The sequence below is a fragment of the Bradyrhizobium sp. HKCCYLRH2015 genome (assembly GCF_051168215.1).
Taxonomy (GTDB): domain Bacteria; phylum Pseudomonadota; class Alphaproteobacteria; order Rhizobiales; family Xanthobacteraceae; genus Bradyrhizobium.
This window is the reverse complement of the sequence record NZ_JBNPUO010000001.1, coordinates 414,989-435,551: the sequence shown is the minus strand read 5'-3', so window position 1 is coordinate 435,551 and position 20,563 is coordinate 414,989. Positions and strand designations below refer to the sequence as shown.

The following is a 20,563-nucleotide window of genomic DNA, read 5'->3' as shown; positions in this document are numbered from 1 at the left end:
GCATGACGGAGTAACTCATCGGCAGGATCGTTCGTTGCAACCGAGCCCTGCCGAGGGCCGCGTTACACTCCACGCGGATGCACGACGTTTCCATCATTTCGCTCTTGCCCCCTCGCGCGAGCAGGTTCACGCTCATCCTCCACAACGAGCGCGTCAGCCGCAACGCATGCGCCTTTCCGTGGAGAGACCGCCATGTTGAACCGCCGCAGCCTGCTGCTCGGATCGTTGGCCGCCGGAGTGACGATGACCACGACAGCCGCACGCGCCAAGCCCGCGCAGCCTTCCACCCCAGTCGATTTCGACGTGCCGCCCGGCGCCTGCGACTGCCATACCCACATCCACGGCGATCCCGAGAAGTTTCCGTTCGCGGCCAACCGTGTCTACACGCCCGAGCCCGCCTCACCGGAAGAGATGGCGGCGCTGCACAAGGCGCTGCACATCCAGCGCGTGGTGATCGTGACGCCGAGCGTTTACGGCACCGACAATTCCGCGACGCTGTACGGGATGAAGGCGCGCGGCAATGACGCGCGCGGCGTCGCCGTCATCGACGACAAGACCACCGAGGCGCAGCTCGATACGATGACAACGGAAGGTTTCCGCGGCATCCGCCTCAATCTCGCGACCGGCGGCATCAATGACCCCAATGTCGGCCGCGCCCGCTTCCAGGCCGCGGTCGAACGGATGAAGGCGCGCGGCTGGCACGTCCAGCTCTACACCAACACGGCGATGATCGCGGCGATCAAGGACCTCGTGATGCAATCGCCCGTGACGGCCGTGTTCGACCATTTCGGCGGGGCGCAGGCCGATCTCGGCCTCGGGCAGCCGGGCTTTGCCGATCTGGTCGAGCTCGTCCGCAGCGGCAAGGCCTATGTGAAGATCTCCGGCGCCTATCGCGCCTCGACCCGCGGTCCCGACTACACCGATGTGATCCCGTTCGCGAAGGCCCTGATCGAGGCCAACCCCGACCGCATCGTCTGGGGCACCGACTGGCCCCACCCGGATTCGTCGCCGCATCCCGAGCTGAAGGTCACGGATGTTAGGCCCTTCTATCCCATCGACGACGGCCGCCTGATGAACCAGCTCCCGGTCTGGGCGCCAGACGCCGCGGTCCGCAAAAAGATCCTGGTCGATAATCCGGCGCAGCTTTACGGGTTCTAGCTCCTCGCGATCCTGGCGTCTCGGAACGACACCAGCCGGCGCTGCTGTTCGTCCCACAGCACCAGTCGGACGCAGCGCAGGCTCTCGGGCAGCGTGATGCGGCCGATCTCGCGCAGTTCGGGATGATCGCGCAGCACGACCGGCAGCCGGTAATAGGGAATTCGGCTCGAGAGATGGTGGACGTGGTGGATGCCGATGTTGGCGGTGAGCCAGTGCAGCCATGCCGGCAGGTCGTAATGTGAGCTGCCGTAGAGCGCAGCCTGCTGCTGCGTCCAGCGCTCGCCCCGCTCCCAGACGGTGTGCTCGAACTGATGCTGGACGTAGAACAGCCACACCCCGGCCATGGCGGCGAGCAGCATGATCGGGAGATGCACGACCAGGAACGCCTGGATGCCGATCAGCCACATCAGCCCGGCGACCACCAGGGCGATGCCGAGATTGGTGGCCATCGTGCTGACCCAGGGCGACCAGCCAGCCCGCATGAGACCGAACGGAAGACGGTGCTGCAGGAAGAACAGGTAAGCGGGACCGGCCACGAACATGACCAGGGGATGGCGGTAAAGCCGGTAGCGCAGCCGGGCCCAGCTCGACCGCGCCTGATATTCCCGCACGGTCAACGTATCGATATCGCCGATGCCGCGCCTGTCGAGGTTGCCGCTGCTGGCGTGGTGGATCGCATGCGTGCGCCGCCACCAGTCGTAAGGCGTCAGGGTCAGCACGCCCAGGATGCGGCCGACCCAGTCGTTCGCCTGACGCCCGGCGAAGAAGGTGCCGTGGCCGCAATCGTGCTGGATCATGAACAGACGCACCAGAAAGGCGCCGGCAGGAATCGCGATGAGCAACGACGCCCAGGCATGGCCGAGCGAGAACGCGAACCAGGCGGCCGTCCACAGCGCCACCAGCGGCACGGCCGTGATCACCAGCTCGGTCACGCTGCGCAGGCGGTTTGGCGTGCGATAGCTGCTGAGAATCTGCATCCAGTACCTTGCGTCGGCCGCCGCGCGGCCCTCGTCGTCGCCGGCGCGCAGCGTGGCGCGGTCCTTGGGCGGCACAGTCGCCATCGCGACTGGCTGATCGAACTGCAATGTCGTCTCCACCTTGTGTTCTTGGCGATCGCGCATGGCGGGACCGCGGCCAAATGGACCCCTGCGGACCGCCGCAGGCGTTCGAAACCAGAGCTTTCGCGGATTCAACCGGGGGTCGAAGCCAAATGATTCATCGTGCGCCCGACGATGAGCCGGTCTGGAAGAGCAGTCTGAGACATGCCCGCAGGAGAGAGGTCAAGGGCGCGCAGGACAGATCATACAGCGTAACCCGCCGGACTCCGCATTGCTAGGAGATGGCGGATTACGATCCGTTAATTCCCTCTTGTTTGCCGCGCCGATATGGCGCTGCGCTGTTTTCTCCGGGTTATTGCGGGGTGGGCCCGGGCTCCGTAGCCACCACTGCACGAGATGAGACGAGCGCAGCGATGATCCCGCCAATGACGGCCTTTTGGTGGTCATGAATCCGGGCCGACCCCTGGCGCTTCTGCCCGGGAATGACGGGAGCAGAATTCGAGTCATCCTCACGGTGGCGGTCATCGGCCCATCGTGACGTGCCTCATCGTCCAGTACCCTGCGTGGTGTCGTGCACGAACGCCCCATCGCCGCGCGCGTCGGAGAACATGTTCCAGATCGCGATGAACATTGCGGCGATGACCGGCCCGATGATGAAGCCGTTCAGACCGAACGCCTCGATCCCGCCGAGGGTCGAGATCAGCACGACATAGTCGGGCATCTTGGTGTCTTGGCCGACCAAGAGGGGACGCAGCAGATTGTCGACAAGCCCGATCACCAGGGCGCCATAGGCGATCAGGATCACGCCATGCCAGACCGATCCGGTGGCCAGCAGATAGAGCGCGACCGGAAACCACACCAACCCAGCTCCGACAGCCGGAAGCAGCGACAGAAACGCCATCACGACGGCCCATAGCAGCGGCGCGGTGATGCCGAGGAACCAGAAGATCAGACCGCCCAGAGCGCCCTGCGCCAGCGCCACGACCAGATTGCCCTTCACCGTCGCGCGAATGACGACCGTGAACTTGCCCAGCAGCGCGTGCCGCTGCTCCGCGCGCAGCGGAATGGCGTTGGCGATACGCGCCGACAACGCCTCCTGATCGCGAAGCAGAAAGAACAGCAGATACAGCATGAGGAACAGATTGACGAAAAACTCGAAGGTCCCTTGGCCGATGTTCAGCGCCTGGCCCGCAATCATCTGGCTGCCTTTCAGCAGGCCGGCCGACAGCCTGTCCTTCAGTCCGGCCAGGCTGCCAAGTCCAAAACGGTTGAGGAGATCGACCACCCATGTCGGAAGCGCCTCCAGCATCTTCTGGAAATACTGCCCGAGGTCCAACTGGCCCGACTGCGCCTGGCCGTAGACACCGGAGGCCTGCTGCGCCAGCGCCGCCCCGATCAGCGACAGCGGCAGAATGACGATCAGGACGACCAGCAGTACGGCGACGGCTGCGGCAAGCCCATCTCTGCCGTGCATCGACCGCGACAATCGGCGGTGAAGGGGAGAAAACACGATGGCCCCCACGACTCCCCACAGCACGGCAGGGTAGAATGGCAGCAGGATCCAGCCGAGCATCAGCGTGATCACCACGAGCAGGAACAACAGAACTCGGTCTTCGAAGCTGCGCATGTCAACTTTCCAGTCTGGCCGCGACATCTGGACGCGTGCCGTGGTCTTTCGAGCATCGCGAGTCGGCTATCGCCGAATCCAACAGGGGTCAACGCGCGAACGCGCCATTCGGGCTCCAAGCTGGTCGCGAGATCGATGCGGCACGTTGCATGACATCCATCATCGCGTCGCGCTCATATCACGCGCGGTGTCAGGGACGCCCCCGCCTCCCCGCCGTCATTCCGGGGCAGCGGCGAGAGCGTGCGCCAAAACGCGGATTTCGCCTGAACCCTCAACAACAACGCCAATTTCAAGAGTTTCCGCGAAAAATCAATCGCTTCTGAACACCAGCAGATCAGTTCACAGGGCGGGGGTTGGCGCAGCGTAACCCGCCGAAAGCTTGGCGCGAGAAGATGGTGGATTGTGCTACGGCAATCCGCCCTGCGCGCTGCTATGAGGTCGTAGGGCGGGTCGCGCCGAAGGACTTCCGAGATGGCGTGCGTTAGACCCGGCTGCTCAAGCGCTCGCCTGGGCAGATACCGGCTCGCTGCGGGAGGAGCGCGATGCATCCGATGATCACTGCCGCCAGAATTGCCGACGCGTAGTACCGGCTGAACGCCAGCCCGCCGTTCGCGATCGGCTTGTCCAGAAAATCGCCGAGCGTCGCACCAAGCGGTCTGGTGAGAATGAACGCGGCCCAGAACAGCGTCGTGCGCGACAGCGAGGTGAAATAGTAGGCAGCGGCGATCGCCGCTAGGCCGGCGCCGAAGACGAGAGCACCGCGTTCGTAGCCGAGACCGTTGGTGTCGGCCATCCAGTCCCCAAGCGCGGTACCCAGCGTCTGAGAGAACAGAATCGATATCCAATAGAAGGCCTCGACACGCGGAGTCGAAACGGTGTTGACCGAGATTGATCCTTCCGATCGGTACCAGACGAGGAGGGAGAGCATCAACAGCGCGAAAAGAAGCGACGTGCCGCCAGCATATCCGATTTCCAAGGAGCGGTCGGCAAGGTCGGCCACGGTCGTGCCGGCCGTGGTCGTGGCGATGACAACCAACCAATAGAGGAAGGGGCGAAATTTTCCTGCCGCGATCTGGGCGGCGACAACAACGAGGAAGAGGCCGATGAATATCGCGCTGCTGACCCCGTATCCAAGTTTCATCGACATCGAAGCGGCGTCGCCACCCGTCTCGCCAAGCGTCGTCGCCAAAATCTTGATGACCCAGAATATCAGGGTCACTTCCGGAACCTTGCTCGTCTCGATGCCGTCGTTCATGCGGCGATCTTTCATTTGATTGTAGATTGCTCCGGTGCGCCGGAACGTGGCGGCCCATTGCGAAATGGGCCGCCACCGGCTCTGGAGACGCGGGCTAGGCCTTCATGGAGTCCATCGCCGACAGCAGAACGGCGAGGGCCGTCTTGCACTTCGCTGCGTCCGGCTTGGTCTCGCGGACGGCTTCGAGCGCCCGGTCGATCGCCTTGTCGACGGTGTGCCAGTCGGCCGCGGCGCGCGGTTTCAGGCCAGCCTCCGACTCGTCCCACTTGGTCTCTAGGTCCTTGATGCGGGTCTTGGCGCCCGAAAGGTCTCCCTTGTCGACGAGAGCCGCGACTTCGGCGGCGATGCTTCTGAAGGCGGTCAGGTCGCCGAGCTTCGACTGCGCCGCTTCCGCGCGCGGCACCAGGAAAGCGCCTCCGCGGGCGACCGGGGCCAACTGGGCGATGGACAGGGCGAGGATGACTGCGGTGCTCGTGAACAGGGTCTTCTTCATTGTTGGACTCCGATGGTGGTCTGGGTTGGATCGGTTTGCGAGGAACTAGATCATTCGCTCAGATAGGCCTCGGTCTTCCGAGGGCGGTCGTCTTCGAAGGACAACCATGCGACCAGCCCGATGATGACGGCGAGGAAGGCCAGGCTGGTATGGATGGTGCCTAGTCCGAGTCCGCCATATTCGCGTGACTGCGAAAGGAGGTCTCCGAGCGAGGCTCCGAGCGGACGGGTCAGGATGTAGGCGAGCCAAAAGGTCAGCACGGCGTTCGCGCCCAGCAAAGAGGCAACGGCGACGGCGGCGATCAGACCCGCAAAGGCAAAGACGCCGACGTTGAAGCCAAGCCCCAAAGCCTCGGTCGCGAGGTCGCCTGCGGCGGTACCGAGCGCGAACGTGAAGAGAATCGCGGACCAGTAGAAGGCCTCGCGCCTCGTCGTGAAGATGGTATGGATCGAGAGCGTCCGTTCGAACGCGTACCAGACCGCGAAGATCGCAGCCAGGACGATGGCAAACGCCACCGTGCTGACATACAGGCTGACCTCGAGTTTGTCGGTCAGCGCATCGGTGATCTGGGTGCCAACCACGCTGACCAGGACCACGGTCAGCCAGTAGATCCAGGGCACGTACCTCTTCATGCTTAGCTGGACCGCGAGCACCGCTGCAAGAAGGCCCGCCATGACGAGACCGGTCACCGTCGTTCCCAACCCGACGTGCACGGCAAGATAGTCAGCGCCGGTTTCGCCGACGGTGGTCGACATGATCTTGATCACCCAGAAAACGAGGCTGACCTCGGGGACCTTGTTGAGCATCCTGTGGCCTGTCCATTCGTTCCCGGGCATTTCGCGCAACTCCTGTTCGATCTGGTCTGGCGACGTTTCGTCGTTCCCATGCAAGGTGCCTGCTCAGACTTAGCTCCGCCTTAGAGGGAACCTCTGAACGCGGCTAAGTCGCCCCTAAGTCGCGATCGTCATGGTGCCGGAGGGGGACATGAAACGGAGAAACGGAATGCTACGTTCACCAATCGCCGCCTGCTCCATCCTTCTGTTGACGATCGTCGCGGCTTCGGCGGAAACTCCGAGCACAGCCCCGAATGAGGCCGGTCCGATCGCAACGGCCAGAATCTCGCTGCCGTCCGCGATCGACATCGCCGAGAGGCACGCCAACGGCAAGACGGTCCGGGCGGAATACGAAAAGCAGAAAGATGGAAGCTGGGTCTACGACGTCGAAGTGAAGGCCGACAACGGAGTGACCGACGTCAAGGTCGATCCGGAGAAGGGAACGATCGTGGCGTCTGCGGCGGACAGGGACGACGAGGACAACGACAAGGCCGATTGATCGAAGGTGCTCGGCGGCCGGCAGGCTTATCTTCCGGTCGCCGTTCGGGGACGGACAGATGCGTGTATTGCTCGTGGAAGACGACGCGATGATCGGTGCCGCGGTTTCGCAGGCGTTGAAGGACGCCGCCTACGCAGTGGATTGGGTGCGGGACGGCGAACTCGCGATCGACGCGGTGAGAAGCGAGGCCTACGATATCGCGCTGCTCGATCTCGGCCTGCCCGAGATCGACGGTCTGGAGATACTGCGGAAAGTCCGCAGCGGCGGCGCGCGCCTGCCGGTGATCATACTGACCGCGCGTGACGCGCTGGACGACCGCATCAGAGGTCTCGATCTCGGAGCCGACGACTACCTCGTCAAGCCGTTCGAGATCGGGGAGCTGCTGGCGCGCATGCGGGCGGTGACGAGGCGGGAGGGCAGCGGTGCGGCGCCAATTCTGACGAACGGAAAGCTTCAACTCGACCCGGCGACGCGCGAAGCCTCCTATTTCGAGGAAAAGGCGGTTCTCAGCGCGCGCGAATTCGCGCTGCTTCGGGCGCTGCTCGCACGGCCTGGAACGATCCTGTCCCGAAGCGAGCTGGAGGGACATATCTACGGATGGAGCGAAGAAGTAGAAAGCAACGCCGTCGAGTTCCTGATCCACGCCGTGCGGAAGAAGCTCGGCAATACGTCGATCAGAAACGTTCGAGGCGTCGGCTGGATGGTGGATCGCTCTACATGATCGGATCGCTGCGCGGCCGCCTCTTCGCCGGACTCACTGCCGTCATCGTCGTTGCAGGAGCGGTCGGAGGAGCATTTGCATATGTCTGGGCTTACGACGAGGCCATCGAGATGCAGGACTCCGTCCTCAACCAGATCGGGGTCTTCGCGCTGAGCTCCCCGATCAGGCAGAGCCAGCCGCTCAATGGGGTCGACGCCGAGTCGGAGATCGCCATCGTCGAATTGGGCGAGATCCCGCGTGGTCCGGCCGACAATCGTCGGTTCTGGGGTCTTCAGGATGGATTGCACAACGATACGTATCAGGGGCAACCGGTGCGTGCTCTGCTCCGGACGCGTCCCGACGGGACCCGGCTCGCAATCACGCAACGAACGGAAATCCGGACCGAGCTCGCGAGCGATATGGCGCTGCGCACGCTGCTTCCCATCCTCGCGCTGATCCCGTGCCTGATGCTGGTCATCGCGATCGTGATCGCCCGCTCCCTGCGGCCCCTGATCGTTCTGGCCGGCGAGCTGGATGCGAGGAAGCCTGACGATATCGAACTATTGAAGGCCACGACCGGCCCCAGCGAGCTGCAACCTTTCCTCGACTCCATAAACGGTCTGCTTCGGCGCATGCGCGCCATGATGGAGCAGCAACGGCGCTTCATCGACGACGCGGCGCACGAGCTCCGGACGCCGATTACGGCTCTCAGCCTGCAGGCGGAAAATCTCGACCTCATGGAGATGCCGGCGGCGTCTCGGGAACGCCTCGCCGCTTTGAAAAGCGGTATGCGGCGAACGAAGCATCTGCTCGAGCAGCTTCTGGCCCTCGCCCGTCACGACGCCGAAATGCCCGCAACCCACGAGCCGTTACATCTGCACAGGATCACGAAGGGCGTGGTGGCCGATCTTCTGCCTGAAGCCGCCAGCCGCGACATCGACGTCGGTTTCACGATGGCCGAGACGGTCGTGGTGGAAGGCACGGCGTTCTTCGTCATATCGGCCGTTCGGAACCTGATCGAAAACGCGATCAAATTCACCCCAGACGGCGGCAGAGTCGATATCGGTATCTATCGGGAGGGCGAAACAGCGATCGTGCAGATCGAAGATACCGGGCCAGGCATCCCGCTATCGGATCTCGAACGCATCTTCGAGCCTTTTTTCCGGTCGAGACAGGCCGGCGGCGAAGGATCGGGGCTCGGTCTCTCGATCGTCAAACGCATCGTCGAGAGGTATCGCGGATCGATTTACGTCGAAAATATCGTGGAGGCGGATCGCTCCGGCCTTCGCGTCATTCTACGCTTGCCCGCCTCGGACAAGGTGCCCGCATAGTGACCTGCTTCCCTGGTATTGTTCGGTTCGGACTATGACGGCGCGGCGCGCCGCCTACCACGTGAATCTCACCCGGCAGCGGTTGCAGGCAGCCCCGCTGCACGAAAATCCGCACCGCATGCGGCCTTTGAACCAGGCACCTCGTCACCCCAGGCTCGACGGGTCCGTACGAAAGATGACCACGGACGGCCAGGCGCGGCTGGCTAGGGATTCCCGGCTTAGCCGCCGGCACGGCAGCTTCGTAAACAGCGTCCCAATGTGCGGCGAAGCGGTGCGCTGAAACGCGGATTTGGCCTGAACGCTCAACAACAACGCCCATTTCAAGAGCCTGCGCGAAAAATAAACCGCTTCCGAAAATCAGCAAATCAGGCGTATGCTGCCCGCGTTCCGGTCCGGATGAGGGACGTACGCGTCGTCACGATACGTTGGGCCGGCAATGCGGTGGACGTGAGGGCATCGGCACGCATCATGTGCGGACGAACGATGCACTTGCGGACGTGAAGTCGCGTGGTCCTGACACCCCGAAGCTGGTGTCCCCGCGGCGGCGTGCGAGAAGCGCGTCGTCGCGTACGGTGGCCAACAAGCCCGGTGCACCGAGGAGAGCGCGTATAAGCGTTAAAACCTCCGCGCAGGGAATGCCGGGATGTCTCGGCTGACCTGTGGTGACTGCCGCCTGCTTTTTTTCTGCAGGCGGGCCATGGGTGCGGCCAGCGCCCGGCATTCCCTGCGCCCTCATCATGTCACGAGGGCCCGCCTATCGCATGACCCGGACGCACTGGGCGTCGCGGCGATGCTGCGGCTCGTCCTGATCCGGATCCTCGTCTGCGGCCTCCGCCCCGGTTGCCAACCGCGCGATGAGTCGCAATAAACAGCGCTTCCGAGCCGGCGCGACCGGCCCGTCGACCTGGAGGCATGATGATGACGACGAGACCGACCGCAAAATCATCCGACAAGGATGTCTGGCGCGTCGGCGTGCTGTTCTCGCGCAGCGGCCTGATGGAGGTCACGGAGTCCGAGCATTTCTTCGGCACCGCGCTGGCGATCCAGGAGATCAACCGGGATGGCGGCGTGCTCGGCCGCGAGATCGAGGTCATCGCCTATGATCCGGGCTCGCAGCCAGAGACGTTCCGCAAGCTCGCCGATCGGCTGCTGACCGAGGACGGCGCCTCCGTCATCTTCGGCTGCTCGACCTCGGCCGAGCGCAAGGCGGTGCTGCCGGCGATCGAGCGTCGTAACGGCCTGCTGTGGTATCCCTCGCTCTACGAGGGTTTTGAATATTCGCCGAACGTCATCTACACCGGGCCGGCGCCGAACCAGAACGCGTTCCAGCTTGCCGAATACATCGTGCGCAAGCATGGGCCGCGGGTCTACCTGATCGGCTCGGACTACATCTATCCGCGCGAATCCAACCGCATCATGCGCGACCTCGTCGAGTCCTATGCCGGCCGCGTCGTCGGCGAGCAATATGTGGCGATGGAGGCGACAGATGCCGAGCTCTCGCGCGGCCTCGATGCCATCAGGGATGCCGCGCCCGACGTCGTGTTCTCGACCATCGTCGGCCGCACCGCGCAGCGCTTCTATCGCATGTATGCGCAGGCCGGCTTCGATCCGAAGCGGCTGCCCATCGCCAGTCTCACGATGGCCGAGGGCGAGGTCCGCGCCATCGGTCCCGAATATTGCGCCGGCCACCTCACTGCGGCGAGCTATTTCGGCACGCTCGCGCGCGACAGCAACGACCGCTTCAAGGCGGCGTTCGCGGCCGCCTTCGGCGCCGACAAGCCGGTCAGCATGTGGAGCGCCTCGGCCTATGCGCAGATCAAGCTGTTCGCGCTGGCGTTGGCGCAGGCGGGCAGCCTCGATACCCAGAAGCTGGTCGAAGCCGCGCTCGGCCTCAGCCTGGAGGCGCCGGAGGGACCGATGCGGATCGATCCCGACAACAACCACGTCTGGACCACGCCGCGCATCGGGCGCGTGCGCGCCGACGGGCAGTTCGACATCGTCTGGGAGAGCAAAAGCCCGATCAAGCCGGACCCGTATCTGTCAGTCTCGCCGATCGGTGGCCGCTGGCTGAGCGAAGAGGCGCTCTCAGCATGAGACCGGATGACCGCATGAAGCCGGGGGTGCGCCGGCTGATCGAGGAGCTGCGCGGCGCGCGCGTGCTGGTGATCCATCCGCGCGATGCCGAGGGCGATGCGCTGATCGACCAGCTCAAGCGCATCGGCTGCAACGTGCGCGGCGTGTGGCCGCCGCCGGCCGCGATCCCGCACGACATCGACACCGTGTTCCAGCTGATCGAGACCTCCGAGGAGATGATCTTTCCAGAAGGCACCAGCGAGCATCCCCTCACCTTCATCGCCATCGTCGACTACGAGAATCCGACCATCCTGAAGCGGCTGCTCGACAGCAACGCGCATGGCGTCGTCAACAAGCCGATCCGCTCGTTCGGCATCTTGTCGTCGCTGGTGCTCGCGCGCTCGCTACGCGGCTACACGCGCAGGCTCGAGGGCAAGGTGCAGAAGCTGGAGGAGACCTTGAAGGCGCGGCGCGACGTCGACAAGGCGGTGAAGATCCTGATGGGGCTGAAGCAGGTCGGCGAGGTCGAGGCCTATGAGCTGATCCGCGCGCAGGCGACGCAGAAGCGCGTCGCGATGGCGGATATCGCGATCTCGATCATCAATGCGCAGGAGACGCTCGGCGGATTGGGTGTGCTGGATGCGCCGGCCTCGCGCTGAGCGGGTGTTTCCGCGCTCATGCGCTGGGCAGCCGCGGCCCGAAATTTTTGCAGCCGATGGCGTTGACTTCGTATCAAGCATGGGAATTACTTGAGGACGTCGCGGACATCGGATGTCCGCCAATGGCCGGTCGGCCATTTCACATCAGGCTATGCAGCCCTCGCATTGCGCCGCAAGGCGCAGTCGGGGGCTTTTTGTTTGGCGCGCGCGACCCTCGCGAACGCAACGGAGACTCGTGCCTTGACGACGGATGACGACAGCAAACTGCGGATCGCCTGCATCCAGATGCAGCCGATGGTCGGCGAGTTGGCAACCAACCTCGCCCACAGCCTCGACCTGATTCACCAGGCCGTGGCGCAAGGCGCCAGGCTCGTGGTGCTCCCCGAGCTCGCCTCCTCCGGCTACGTATTCAAATCGCGCGAGGAGGCCTTCGCCGCCTCCGAGACCATTCCAGGCGGTCCCGCAGTGACCGCCTGGAGCGAGATCGCCGCCGAGCACGGCCTGCATCTCGTGGCAGGGATCTGCGAGCGCGACGGCGCCAAGCTCTACAACAGCGCCGTGCTGATCGGACCGAACGGCTATATCGGCACGTTCCGCAAGGTGCACCTGTGGAACGAGGAGAACCTGTATTTCGAGCCCGGCAATCTCGGCTTCCCCGTCTACCACACCGAGATCGGCCGCATCGGCATGGCGATCTGCTACGACGGCTGGTTCCCCGAGAGCTATCGTCTCAATGCGCTGCAAGGCGCCGACATCGTCTGCGTGCCGACCAACTGGGTGCCGATCCCCGGCCAGGCGCCGGGCCGCGAGGCGATGGCCAACATTCTCGCCATGGCCGCCGCACATTCCAACTCGATCTTCATCGCCTGCGCCGATCGCGTTGGCATCGAGCGCGGCCAGCCGTTCGAGGGTCAGAGCCTGATCGTCAGCTACACCGGCTGGCCTGTCGCCGGTCCCGCGAGCCGGGACAAGGAGGAGATCGTGGTCGCCGACGTCTCGCTCGGCGAGGCCCGCCGCGCCCGCAACTGGAACGCCTTCAACCAGGTCCTGCGCGACCGCCGCTCCGATGTCTATGACGAGATGCTCGGCAGCGAGGTCAAACGGGGGTGGTACTGACTGCTCCACGGCAATTTTCATCTCGACCATTCACGGAGGACAATCGATGACGTCGCGTTTGATCACCACCTCGCTGGCGCTCGCCCTTGCGGCGGGAACGGCACTCTCGCCTGCTCTGGCCGCCGATCCGATCAAGATCGGCGTTCCCGTCGGCCTGTCGGGCGCCAACTCCGTCGTTGCACCGTCGGTGGTGCAATCCGCCGAGCTCGCGGTGGAGGAGATCAACGCCAAGGGCGGCGTGCTCGGCCGCAAGCTCGCGCTCGAGGTCGCCGATGACGCCTCGGGCGCGGCCGGCGCCCAGAAGGCATTCGACGCGCTGATCTTTCAGAAGAAGGTCAACGTGCTGATCTCGATGGAGACCAGCGCGGCCCGCAACGCCGGCCTGCCGATCGTCGCCCGCGGCAAGACGCCCTACATCTACACCTCGTTCTACGAGGGCAAGTCCTGCAGCCCCTATCTGTATGTCAACGCCTGGGTGCCGGACCAGCAGGTGCCGCCGATCGTCGACTACTTCAACAAGGAGAAGAAGGCGAAGAACTATTTCCTGATCGGCTCCGACTACGCCTTCGGCCGCGGCATGCTCGGCTTCACCAAGAGCTACATCGAGAAGACCGGCGGCAAGGTGGTCGGCGAGGAATATCTGCCGATGGACGGCTCGGACTGGACCTCGATCATCTCCAAGCTCAAGACTTCCGGGGCTGACGCGCTGATCACCTCGACGGCGGGCGGCGCGCCGAACGTGACCCTGACCAAGCAACTGCGCGCCGCCGGCGTGAATCTGCCTTACGGCAACCTCGCCGTCGACGAGGGCACCGCCAAGGGCATGGGTGCTGATGCCGCCGGCATCTATCTGTCGGCCTCGTACGTCACGGGCATCGACACCCCTGCCAACAAGACCTTTTTGGCGGCGATGGCCAAGAAGTTTGGTGCCGAGCTGAAGACGCCGAACGATCTGTCGGTTCCGGAGTATGAGGCGGTGTACGCCTACAAGGCGGCGGTCGAGAAGGCCGGCAGCACCGACCAGGACAAGGTGCTGAAGGCGCTGGCCGAGGTCTCGGTCGACGGCCCGCGCGGCACGATCAAGATGGACAAGCAGCGCCATGCGCCGCTGACGATGTATCTCGGCCAGGTCCAGGCCGACGGCAGCGTCAAGGTGATCCAGAGCTTTGCGAACGTCGATCCCGGAGCGCAGTGCCCGGGCAAGTCCTGATCGCGTATGCTCCCGCGGGGCGGACGCGCGTCCGCCCCGCAACCTCTCGACCGGGAATGACCATGCTGACCGTCGCCCTCGATGCCGTCACGACGGCCGCCATGCTCTTCATCATCGCCGCCGGCCTTCTGATCGTGTTCGGCGTGATGAAGATCATCAACTTCGCCCATGCCGCCTTCCTGACCGTGGGCGCTTATGCAGCCCTGGTCGGCGCGCAACTGGGCCTGCCGTGGTTTCTGATCCTGCCGCTCGCCTTCGTCGCCGGCGCGGTCTGCGGCGGCGTGACGGAGATCGTGATCGTCCGCCGGCTCTACAAGCGTCCGCTCGATGCGATCCTCGCCACCTGGGGCCTCGGCATCGTACTCGGGCAGCTCATCACGCTGATGTTCGGCCGCGAGGTGCAGTTTGTGCAAGCGCCGATCTCGGGAACGGTGCATCTGTTCGGCGCCGATTATTCGGCCTACCGGCTGGTGATGATCGCCGCGGCCATCATCGTCGGCCTGCTGTTCACCGCTCTTCTCAACGGCACGCGGCTTGGTCTGTCGACCAAGGCCGTGATCATGAACGAGATGCTGGCGCAGGGCCTCGGCGTCGACTCCTCACGGGTCAGGCTGATCACCTTCGCACTCGGCAGCGGGCTCGCCGCGCTGTCGGGCGCACTGATCACGCCGCTGTCGAGCGTCGACCCGAACATGGGCGTGCCCTGGCTGATCGGTGCGTTCATGCTGGTCATGGTGTCCGGCGGCTCGCTGCTGGCGCTGGCCGGCTCCTGCGCGGTCCTCGGCACCCTTCAGGTCCTGGTTTCGACCTTCGTCAATCCGATCCTCGGCGGTCTCACCATCGCGATCTGCGCCGCCGTCGTGCTGCGGATCCGCCCGGAGGGTTTTGCCCGTGCCTGATGCGCGCCCCCTCGCCTCTCCTGTGTCCCCAACGAAGCGCGCGATGCCGCTCCTGATCGTCCCCGCGTTGCTGGTCGCGCTCGCCGCCGGCGTGATCGTCGTGGCGCCGCTGCTGCTCGATACCTACCTCGTGAACATCCTGGTGCGCGCCTGCTTCGTCGCCATCGCGGCGATCACCGTCGACATCATGTGGGGCTATTGCGGCACGCTGACGTTCGGCCAGTCCGCCTTCTTCGGCATCGGGGCCTATGCGCTCGCGATCATGTTCACCGAATATGGCTTCGGCCCCTGGCAGATCTGCGCCGCGATCGGCGCAGCCGTGGTGGTGGCGGCCGCTGTCGCCGCCTTCACCGGCTGGCTGTCGTTCTACCCTGGCTCGACGCCGCTCTACGCCTCCGTGATCTCGCTGGTGGTGCCGATCGTGCTGGTGCAGATCCTCTATTCCGGCGGCACATTCACCGGCTCGTCGAGCGGACTTGTCGGCTTCGAAAGCTTCGATCTGGAGATCGAGACCTGGCTGCGACTCGCTGGTTTCGGATTGCTGGCGACGGCGACGCTCGCGCTCGTCGTGATGCGCAGTGACACCGGACGTCTGCTGGCGGCGCTGCGCGACAACGACGCACGCTGCACCTATCTCGGCATCGACACGTCGCGGCTGCGTATCACGGTGCTGGTATTATCCGCGATCGTCTCCGCGCTGGCCGGATTCTTTTATGCCGGATTCGGCGGTATCGCCGCGCCCGAAAACGCGAGCTTCAGCTTCGGAACCAACCTCGTGATCATGGTCGCGCTCGGCGGCCGCGGCACCGTGATCGGTCCGGTGATCGGCGCGCTGTGCATCGAGGTGGCGAGCGCCTACCTTGCCAATAGCCTCCCCTATGTGTGGGAGCTGATCGTCGGGCTTGCGCTGATCATCGTGATCCTTGTCTTCCCGGACGGCCTGCTTGGCGCTGTGATGCGCCTGGTCAAGCGCGGCGGTTCGGGACGGCGCACTGCGACGACGCTGCGGCCGGCCGCTGCCGCCACGGCGGTCAGCAATCCGGACGCCGTTGCCATCGAAGTTCGCGCGCTCGGCAAGCATTATGGCAGTCTCGCAGTGCTGGACGGCGTGCAGTTCACGGCATATCGCGGCGAATTGCTGAGCCTCGTCGGTCCCAACGGGGCTGGCAAGACCACCTTGATCCGCTGCCTCTCCGACGGCCGCGAGCGCTCGGCCGGCGACGTCGCGATCGCCGGCCATGACATCGCGCGGTTGCCACCGGATCGCGTCGTTCGCTTTGGTCTCGGCCGCAAGTTCCAGACCGCGTCGGTGTTCGAAACCCTGACCGTCGCGGAATGCCTGCGCGTCGCGCGGACACATGCTGATCCTCCCGCACTGACCTCGCGCGCGGTGACGCTGGCGCTGCCGCCTGCAGCCATGTCGGTCGTCGAACGCTCCGGGCTCAGCGAGCGGCTCGATGAGGAAGCGCGCAATCTGAGCCACGGGCTCAAGCAGGCACTCGAGCTCGCGATGGTGCTGTCGCTCGAGCCCGACGTGCTGCTGCTGGATGAGCCAACCGCCGGACTGACGCGCGCGGAACGGCAGAGCTTCGCCGACATCCTCACCGCCCTCGCCCGCCGCGACCGGCTCTGCATTCTCCTGGTCGAGCACGATCTCGATTTCGTGCGCGAGATCTCGTCGCGCATCATTGTGCTGCACCAGGGGCACCTCGCGCTCGACGGCTCGGTCGACGAGGTCGTGAACAGCGAGCTGGTGCGCGAAATATACACCGGACAGCATGTTCCGCATGCGGAGGCCCTCGCATGAGCAGCGTTCTGGATGTTCACGAGCTGGCAAGCGGCTACGGCTCGTCGGAGGTGATCAGCAATGTCGGTTTTGCGCTCGGCAAAGCCGAAACCCTCGCGATCGTGGGCAAGAACGGCATGGGCAAGACCTCGCTGCTCAAGGCCATCGTCGGCTTCCTGCCGGCCTGGCGCGGCCGAGTGAGACTTGCAGGCAAGGACGTGACGCGGATAGCGCCGCATCTGAAGCGGAAGATGGGGCTGGTCTATGTGCCGCAGGAGCATGCGCTGTTCCAGGATCTGTCGGTGCGCGACAATCTCAGGCTCGGCGTGCTCACGGACGACGACATGACCGCGCGTTTCGAGCAGGTCGGCGGCTGGTTCCCCGTGCTCACCAAGCGGCTGAGCCAGCGGGCCGGCACACTGTCCGGCGGCGAGCAGAAGATGCTGATCGTGGCGCGCGCGCTGATGGCGAAGCCCGACGTGCTGCTGCTCGACGAGGTCACGGAAGGTCTGCAGCCGTCCGTCGTCGACCGGCTGTCCGAGGTGCTGGTGCGGGCTCGCCGCGAGATCGGCACCTCGATGATCGTGGTCGAGCAGCATCTGCCGTTCGCGCTCTCGATCAGCGACAGATACCTCGTGTTCAAGCGCGGCGAGATCGTCGATGCCGCCGCGGTCGACCGTGACTCCGCCGCGCGCATCGACGAGCACATGCGGATCTAGCGAACGCCTCGGCGGGAGAACAGCGAGATCAGCACCGGCAGCGTGATCAGGATGACCATCGGGGCCAGCATCATGCCGGTGACCACGACGATCGCGAGCGGCTTCTGCACCTGCGAGCCGATGCCGGTCGACACCGCGGCCGGCATCAGGCCGATGCCGGCGACGACGCAGGTCATCAGCACCGGACGCAACTGCAATTCGCCGGTGCGGATGACGGCCTCGATGCGGTCGACACCCTCGTCGATCAGCTGGTTGAACTGCGACAGGATGATGATGCCGTCCATCACGGCGATGCCGAACAAGGCGATGAAGCCGATCGCCGCCGAGACGCTGAACGGGATTCCGGTCAAGACGAGGCCGACCACGCCGCCGAAGATCGCCATCGGGATCACGCTCATGGCGAGCAAGGTATCGGCCATCGAGCCGAAATTGAACCACAGGAGCACGCCGATCAGCGCGAGGCTGATCGGCACCACGATCGACAGCCGCTTGATCGCATCCTGCAGATTGCCGAACTCGCCGACCCACTCGACATGCGAGCCGGGCGGCAACTGCACCTGCTCGGCGACCTTCTGCTGCGCCTCCTGGATCGCGCTGCCGAGGTCGCGCTCGCGCACCGAGAACTTGATCGGCAGATAGCGCTCCTGCTGCTCGCGATAGATATAGGCCGCGCCCGACACCAGCTTGATGGCGGCGACCTCGCTCAGCGGAATTTGCGTAATGCCGTTCGGCCCCTGCGCACCGATGCGCAGATTCTCGATCGCCTCCGCGCTCTTGCGATATTCCGGCGCCAGACGAACGATGATTGGGAAATGCCGGTCGGAGCCGGGCTCGTAGAGATCGCCCGCGGTGTCGCCGCCGATCGCGACCTTGATGGTGGCGTTGATGTCGCCAGGCGCGAGCCCGTAGCGCGCCGCCTTGGCGCGGTCGATGTCGATCTGCACGGTCGGCTGTCCGAGCGAGGTGAACACCGCGAGATCGGTGATGCCCTGCACCGTCGACAGCACCTGCTTGATCTTGTTGGCGGTATCCGTCAGCGCCTGCAGATCATTGCCATAGAGCTTGATCGAGTTCTCGCCTTTCACGCCGGAGACGGCTTCGGAGACGTTGTCCTGCAGATATTGCGAGAAATTGAACTCGACGCCGGGGAAGCGGTCGTCGAGCTGCTTCAGCAACTCCGCGGTAAGCTGATCCTTGTCCTTGGTGCCGGGCCAGTCCTTCACCGGCTTCAGCGGCGCGAAGAACTCGGCATTGAAGAAGCCCGCGGCATCGGTGCCGTCGTCGGGACGGCCGTGCTGCGAGACCACCGCATCGACCTCGGGCCGCGCGCGGATGATCTTGCGCATCTCGTTGACGTAGGCGTTGCCCTCCTGCAGCGAAATCGTCGGCGGCAGGGTCGCACGGATCCAGAGATTGCCCTCCTCCAGCTTGGGCAGGAATTCGAGCCCGAGCAGCCGGCCGACCACCACGGTCAGCAGCACGAGACCGATCGCGCCGGTCATCACCAGATTGCGGTTGCCGACCGCCCAGCGCAGCACCGGCGAATAGATCGCGTGCAGCAGCCGCATCAGCCGGGTCTCGGTCTCCTCGACATGTGCGGGCAGGATGATCGCGCTCAGCGCCGGCGTCACGGTGAAGGTCGCAAGCAGACCGCCGGCGAGCGCATAGGCATAGGTGCGCGCCATCGGCCCGAAGATGTTGCCCTCGACGCCGCTCAGGGTGAACAGCGGCAGGAACGCGGCGATGATGATCGCGGCGGCAAAGAAGATCGAGCGCGACACGTCGGCGGCCGCCGACAGGATCGCGTGGCTCTTCATGCCCATCATCGTCTCTGGCGAGATGTGGCTCTCCTCGGCCTCGGACAATGGCGTGGTCTGCGTCAGCCGGCGGAAGATCGCCTCGACCATGATGACGGTGGCATCGACGATCAGGCCGAAATCGATCGCGCCGACCGACAGCAGGTTCGCCGACTCGCCGCGCAGCACCAGGATGATGACGGCGAAGAACAGCGCGAACGGAATCGTGGCGCCGACGATCAGCGCGCTGCGCAGATTGCCGAGGAAGATCCACTGCAACAGCACGATCAGACCGATGCCGACCACCATGTTGTGCAGCACGGTGTGGGTCGTGGTGTCGATCAGGTCCTTGCGGTCGTAGATGCGCTCGATGCGCACGCCCGGCGGCAGGATCGTCGAGTTGTTGATCTGGTCGACCAGTTGCTCGACCCGCGCGATCGTCGGCGAACTCTGCTCGCCGCGCCGCATCAGCACGATGCCCTGGACGATATCGTCGTTGTTGTTGAGGCCGGCGATGCCGAGCCGCGGCTTCTCCGCCACCGTGACGTTGGCGACGTCCTTCACCAGCACCGGATTGCCGCCGCTCTGCGACACCATGGTATTGGCAAGGTCGTCCATCGAGCGGATCAGGCCGACGCCGCGCACGACCGCCGACTGCGTGCCGATCTCGACCGTGTTGCCGCCGACATTGATGTTGGAGTTGCCGACCGCCTGCAAGAGCTGCGGCAGGGTCAGGCCGTTGGCGACCAGCTTGTTGAAATCGACCTGGATCTCATAGGTCTTGGTCTTGCCGCCCCAGCCGGTGACGTCGATGACGCCAGGCACGGCGCGGAAGCGCCGCTGCAGCACCCAGTCCTGTAGGGTCTTGAGGTCGAGCACGCTGTAGCCGGGCGGACCACGCAGCCGGTAGCGATAGATTTCGCCGACCGCGCTCAAGGGCGAGATCTGCGGCGTGACGTTGCCCGGCAGTGGTGACAGCTGCGACAGCCGGTTCAGCACCTGCTGCAAAGCTTCGTCGTAGGTGTAGTCGAACGAAAACTGCAGCTTGACGTCGGACAGGCCGTACAACGAGATCGTTCTGATCGTGCGCAGGTTCTTGATGCCCGCAACCTGGGTTTCGATCGGGATCGTGATGTAGCGCTCGATCTCCTCGGCCGAGAGACCCAGGCTCTGCGTCACGATGTCAACCATCGGCGGGGTCGGATCGGGATAGGCTTCGATGTTGAGCTGGCGGAACGCGATCAGGCCGCCGATCAGGACGGCGACGAACATTCCGACCATCAGGAAGCGCCGCTGGACGGCGATGGCGACGAGGCGGTCCATTCAGATCGGCACTTTCAGGAAGGCAGGC

The 20,563-nt window shown here is 64.6% G+C and carries 17 protein-coding genes; 11 read left to right on the top strand and 6 right to left on the bottom strand.

The window, feature by feature from the left end:
- The first annotated feature begins 192 nt into the window (after window positions 1-192).
- Window positions 193-1,158 carry an amidohydrolase family protein gene (locus ACQR1H_RS01825; protein ID WP_316238790.1) on the top strand — a complete coding sequence of 322 codons (966 nt, stop codon included), beginning with the start codon at window positions 193-195 and terminating at the stop codon, window positions 1,156-1,158.
- Here ACQR1H_RS01825 and ACQR1H_RS01820 read toward each other — a convergent pair.
- From ACQR1H_RS01820 to ACQR1H_RS01800, 5 genes are all read right to left on the bottom strand, one after another.
- Window positions 1,155-2,279, bottom strand: a complete 1,125-nt coding sequence (locus ACQR1H_RS01820; RefSeq protein WP_434907038.1) for a fatty acid desaturase — start codon at window positions 2,277-2,279, stop codon at window positions 1,155-1,157. The two genes, ACQR1H_RS01825 and ACQR1H_RS01820, sit on opposite strands and share 4 nt — an antisense overlap.
- A 481-nt stretch (window positions 2,280-2,760) precedes the next feature.
- Complete coding sequence (locus ACQR1H_RS01815) at window positions 2,761-3,843, bottom strand: AI-2E family transporter (protein ID WP_316238789.1); 1,083 nt, start codon at window positions 3,841-3,843, stop codon at window positions 2,761-2,763.
- Between the two features lie 481 nt (window positions 3,844-4,324).
- On the bottom strand, window positions 4,325-5,098 hold the full coding sequence (locus tag ACQR1H_RS01810) for a COG4705 family protein (protein WP_316238788.1): 774 nt from the start codon (window positions 5,096-5,098) through the stop codon (window positions 4,325-4,327).
- A 94-nt stretch (window positions 5,099-5,192) separates the two neighbouring features.
- Window positions 5,193-5,591, bottom strand: coding sequence for a hypothetical protein (locus tag ACQR1H_RS01805; protein ID WP_316238787.1), 399 nt, complete (start codon window positions 5,589-5,591; stop codon window positions 5,193-5,195).
- Between the two features lie 50 nt (window positions 5,592-5,641).
- Window positions 5,642-6,397: a COG4705 family protein gene (locus ACQR1H_RS01800; RefSeq protein WP_316238786.1), complete on the bottom strand. Its 756-nt coding sequence runs from the start codon at window positions 6,395-6,397 to the stop codon at window positions 5,642-5,644.
- Between the two features lie 235 nt (window positions 6,398-6,632).
- On the opposite strand from ACQR1H_RS01800, the gene ACQR1H_RS01795 reads away from it, so the two are divergent.
- The 10 genes from ACQR1H_RS01795 to ACQR1H_RS01750 all read left to right on the top strand — a co-directional run bounded on the left by ACQR1H_RS01795 (window position 6,633) and on the right by ACQR1H_RS01750 (window position 17,416).
- Window positions 6,633-6,923 (top strand): PepSY domain-containing protein, encoded by a 291-nt coding sequence (locus ACQR1H_RS01795; RefSeq protein ID WP_316238785.1) that lies wholly within the window; start codon window positions 6,633-6,635, stop codon window positions 6,921-6,923.
- Window positions 6,924-6,981: 58 nt separating this feature from the next.
- The gene (locus ACQR1H_RS01790) at window positions 6,982-7,644 is read left to right on the top strand and encodes a response regulator transcription factor (RefSeq protein WP_316238784.1); all 663 of its coding nucleotides are present in this window, start codon (window positions 6,982-6,984) and stop codon (window positions 7,642-7,644) included.
- Window positions 7,641-8,954: an ATP-binding protein gene (locus ACQR1H_RS01785; protein ID WP_316238783.1), complete on the top strand. Its 1,314-nt coding sequence runs from the start codon at window positions 7,641-7,643 to the stop codon at window positions 8,952-8,954. Before ACQR1H_RS01790 ends, ACQR1H_RS01785 begins: the two co-directional genes overlap by 4 nt.
- Window positions 8,955-9,872: 918 nt before the next feature.
- Entirely contained in the window at window positions 9,873-11,048 is a 1,176-nt protein-coding gene (locus ACQR1H_RS01780; protein ID WP_315801231.1) for a transporter substrate-binding domain-containing protein, read from the top strand.
- A 14-nt stretch (window positions 11,049-11,062) separates the two neighbouring features.
- A complete protein-coding gene (locus tag ACQR1H_RS01775; RefSeq protein WP_172131072.1) occupies window positions 11,063-11,686 on the top strand; it encodes an ANTAR domain-containing response regulator in 624 nt (207 codons plus the stop codon).
- A 240-nt stretch (window positions 11,687-11,926) separates the two neighbouring features.
- Window positions 11,927-12,802: a nitrilase family protein gene (locus tag ACQR1H_RS01770; RefSeq protein WP_316238782.1), complete on the top strand. Its 876-nt coding sequence runs from the start codon at window positions 11,927-11,929 to the stop codon at window positions 12,800-12,802.
- A gap of 46 nt (window positions 12,803-12,848) precedes the next feature.
- Window positions 12,849-14,012: a substrate-binding protein gene (locus ACQR1H_RS01765; protein ID WP_316215918.1), complete on the top strand. Its 1,164-nt coding sequence runs from the start codon at window positions 12,849-12,851 to the stop codon at window positions 14,010-14,012.
- 62 nt (window positions 14,013-14,074) lie between these two features.
- Entirely contained in the window at window positions 14,075-14,911 is an 837-nt protein-coding gene (locus tag ACQR1H_RS01760; RefSeq protein WP_315801235.1) for a branched-chain amino acid ABC transporter permease, read from the top strand.
- Between the two features lie 43 nt (window positions 14,912-14,954).
- Window positions 14,955-16,718 carry a branched-chain amino acid ABC transporter ATP-binding protein/permease gene (locus ACQR1H_RS01755; RefSeq protein WP_316238781.1) on the top strand — a complete coding sequence of 588 codons (1,764 nt, stop codon included), beginning with the start codon at window positions 14,955-14,957 and terminating at the stop codon, window positions 16,716-16,718.
- Entirely contained in the window at window positions 16,715-17,416 is a 702-nt protein-coding gene (locus tag ACQR1H_RS01750; protein WP_315801237.1) for a branched-chain amino acid ABC transporter ATP-binding protein, read from the top strand. Before ACQR1H_RS01755 ends, ACQR1H_RS01750 begins: the two co-directional genes overlap by 4 nt.
- Here the strand turns inward: ACQR1H_RS01750 and ACQR1H_RS01745 are convergent.
- Entirely contained in the window at window positions 17,413-20,535 is a 3,123-nt protein-coding gene (locus tag ACQR1H_RS01745; protein WP_434907037.1) for an efflux RND transporter permease subunit, read from the bottom strand. The genes ACQR1H_RS01750 and ACQR1H_RS01745 overlap by 4 nt on opposite strands.
- Window positions 20,536-20,563: the final 28 nt, after the last annotated feature.

What these genes read in the sequence shown, in the direction of transcription:
- ACQR1H_RS01815 (WP_316238789.1), bottom strand. Translation starts at nt 3,843, where the DNA reads ATGCGCAGCTTCGAAGACCGAGTTCTGTTGTTCCTGCTCGTGGTGATC.
- ACQR1H_RS01760 (WP_315801235.1), top strand. Translation starts at nt 14,075, where the DNA reads ATGCTGACCGTCGCCCTCGATGCCGTCACGACGGCCGCCATGCTCTTC.
- ACQR1H_RS01810 (WP_316238788.1), bottom strand. Translation starts at nt 5,098, where the DNA reads ATGAACGACGGCATCGAGACGAGCAAGGTTCCGGAAGTGACCCTGATA.
- ACQR1H_RS01790 (WP_316238784.1), top strand. Translation starts at nt 6,982, where the DNA reads ATGCGTGTATTGCTCGTGGAAGACGACGCGATGATCGGTGCCGCGGTT.
- ACQR1H_RS01800 (WP_316238786.1), bottom strand. Translation starts at nt 6,397, where the DNA reads ATGCTCAACAAGGTCCCCGAGGTCAGCCTCGTTTTCTGGGTGATCAAG.
- ACQR1H_RS01750 (WP_315801237.1), top strand. Translation starts at nt 16,715, where the DNA reads ATGAGCAGCGTTCTGGATGTTCACGAGCTGGCAAGCGGCTACGGCTCG.
- ACQR1H_RS01785 (WP_316238783.1), top strand. Translation starts at nt 7,641, where the DNA reads ATGATCGGATCGCTGCGCGGCCGCCTCTTCGCCGGACTCACTGCCGTC.
- ACQR1H_RS01825 (WP_316238790.1), top strand. Translation starts at nt 193, where the DNA reads ATGTTGAACCGCCGCAGCCTGCTGCTCGGATCGTTGGCCGCCGGAGTG.
- ACQR1H_RS01765 (WP_316215918.1), top strand. Translation starts at nt 12,849, where the DNA reads ATGACGTCGCGTTTGATCACCACCTCGCTGGCGCTCGCCCTTGCGGCG.
- ACQR1H_RS01755 (WP_316238781.1), top strand. Translation starts at nt 14,955, where the DNA reads ATGCCGCTCCTGATCGTCCCCGCGTTGCTGGTCGCGCTCGCCGCCGGC.
- ACQR1H_RS01820 (WP_434907038.1), bottom strand. Translation starts at nt 2,279, where the DNA reads ATGCGCGATCGCCAAGAACACAAGGTGGAGACGACATTGCAGTTCGAT.
- ACQR1H_RS01780 (WP_315801231.1), top strand. Translation starts at nt 9,873, where the DNA reads ATGACGACGAGACCGACCGCAAAATCATCCGACAAGGATGTCTGGCGC.
- ACQR1H_RS01805 (WP_316238787.1), bottom strand. Translation starts at nt 5,591, where the DNA reads ATGAAGAAGACCCTGTTCACGAGCACCGCAGTCATCCTCGCCCTGTCC.
- ACQR1H_RS01775 (WP_172131072.1), top strand. Translation starts at nt 11,063, where the DNA reads ATGAAGCCGGGGGTGCGCCGGCTGATCGAGGAGCTGCGCGGCGCGCGC.
- ACQR1H_RS01745 (WP_434907037.1), bottom strand. Translation starts at nt 20,535, where the DNA reads ATGGACCGCCTCGTCGCCATCGCCGTCCAGCGGCGCTTCCTGATGGTC.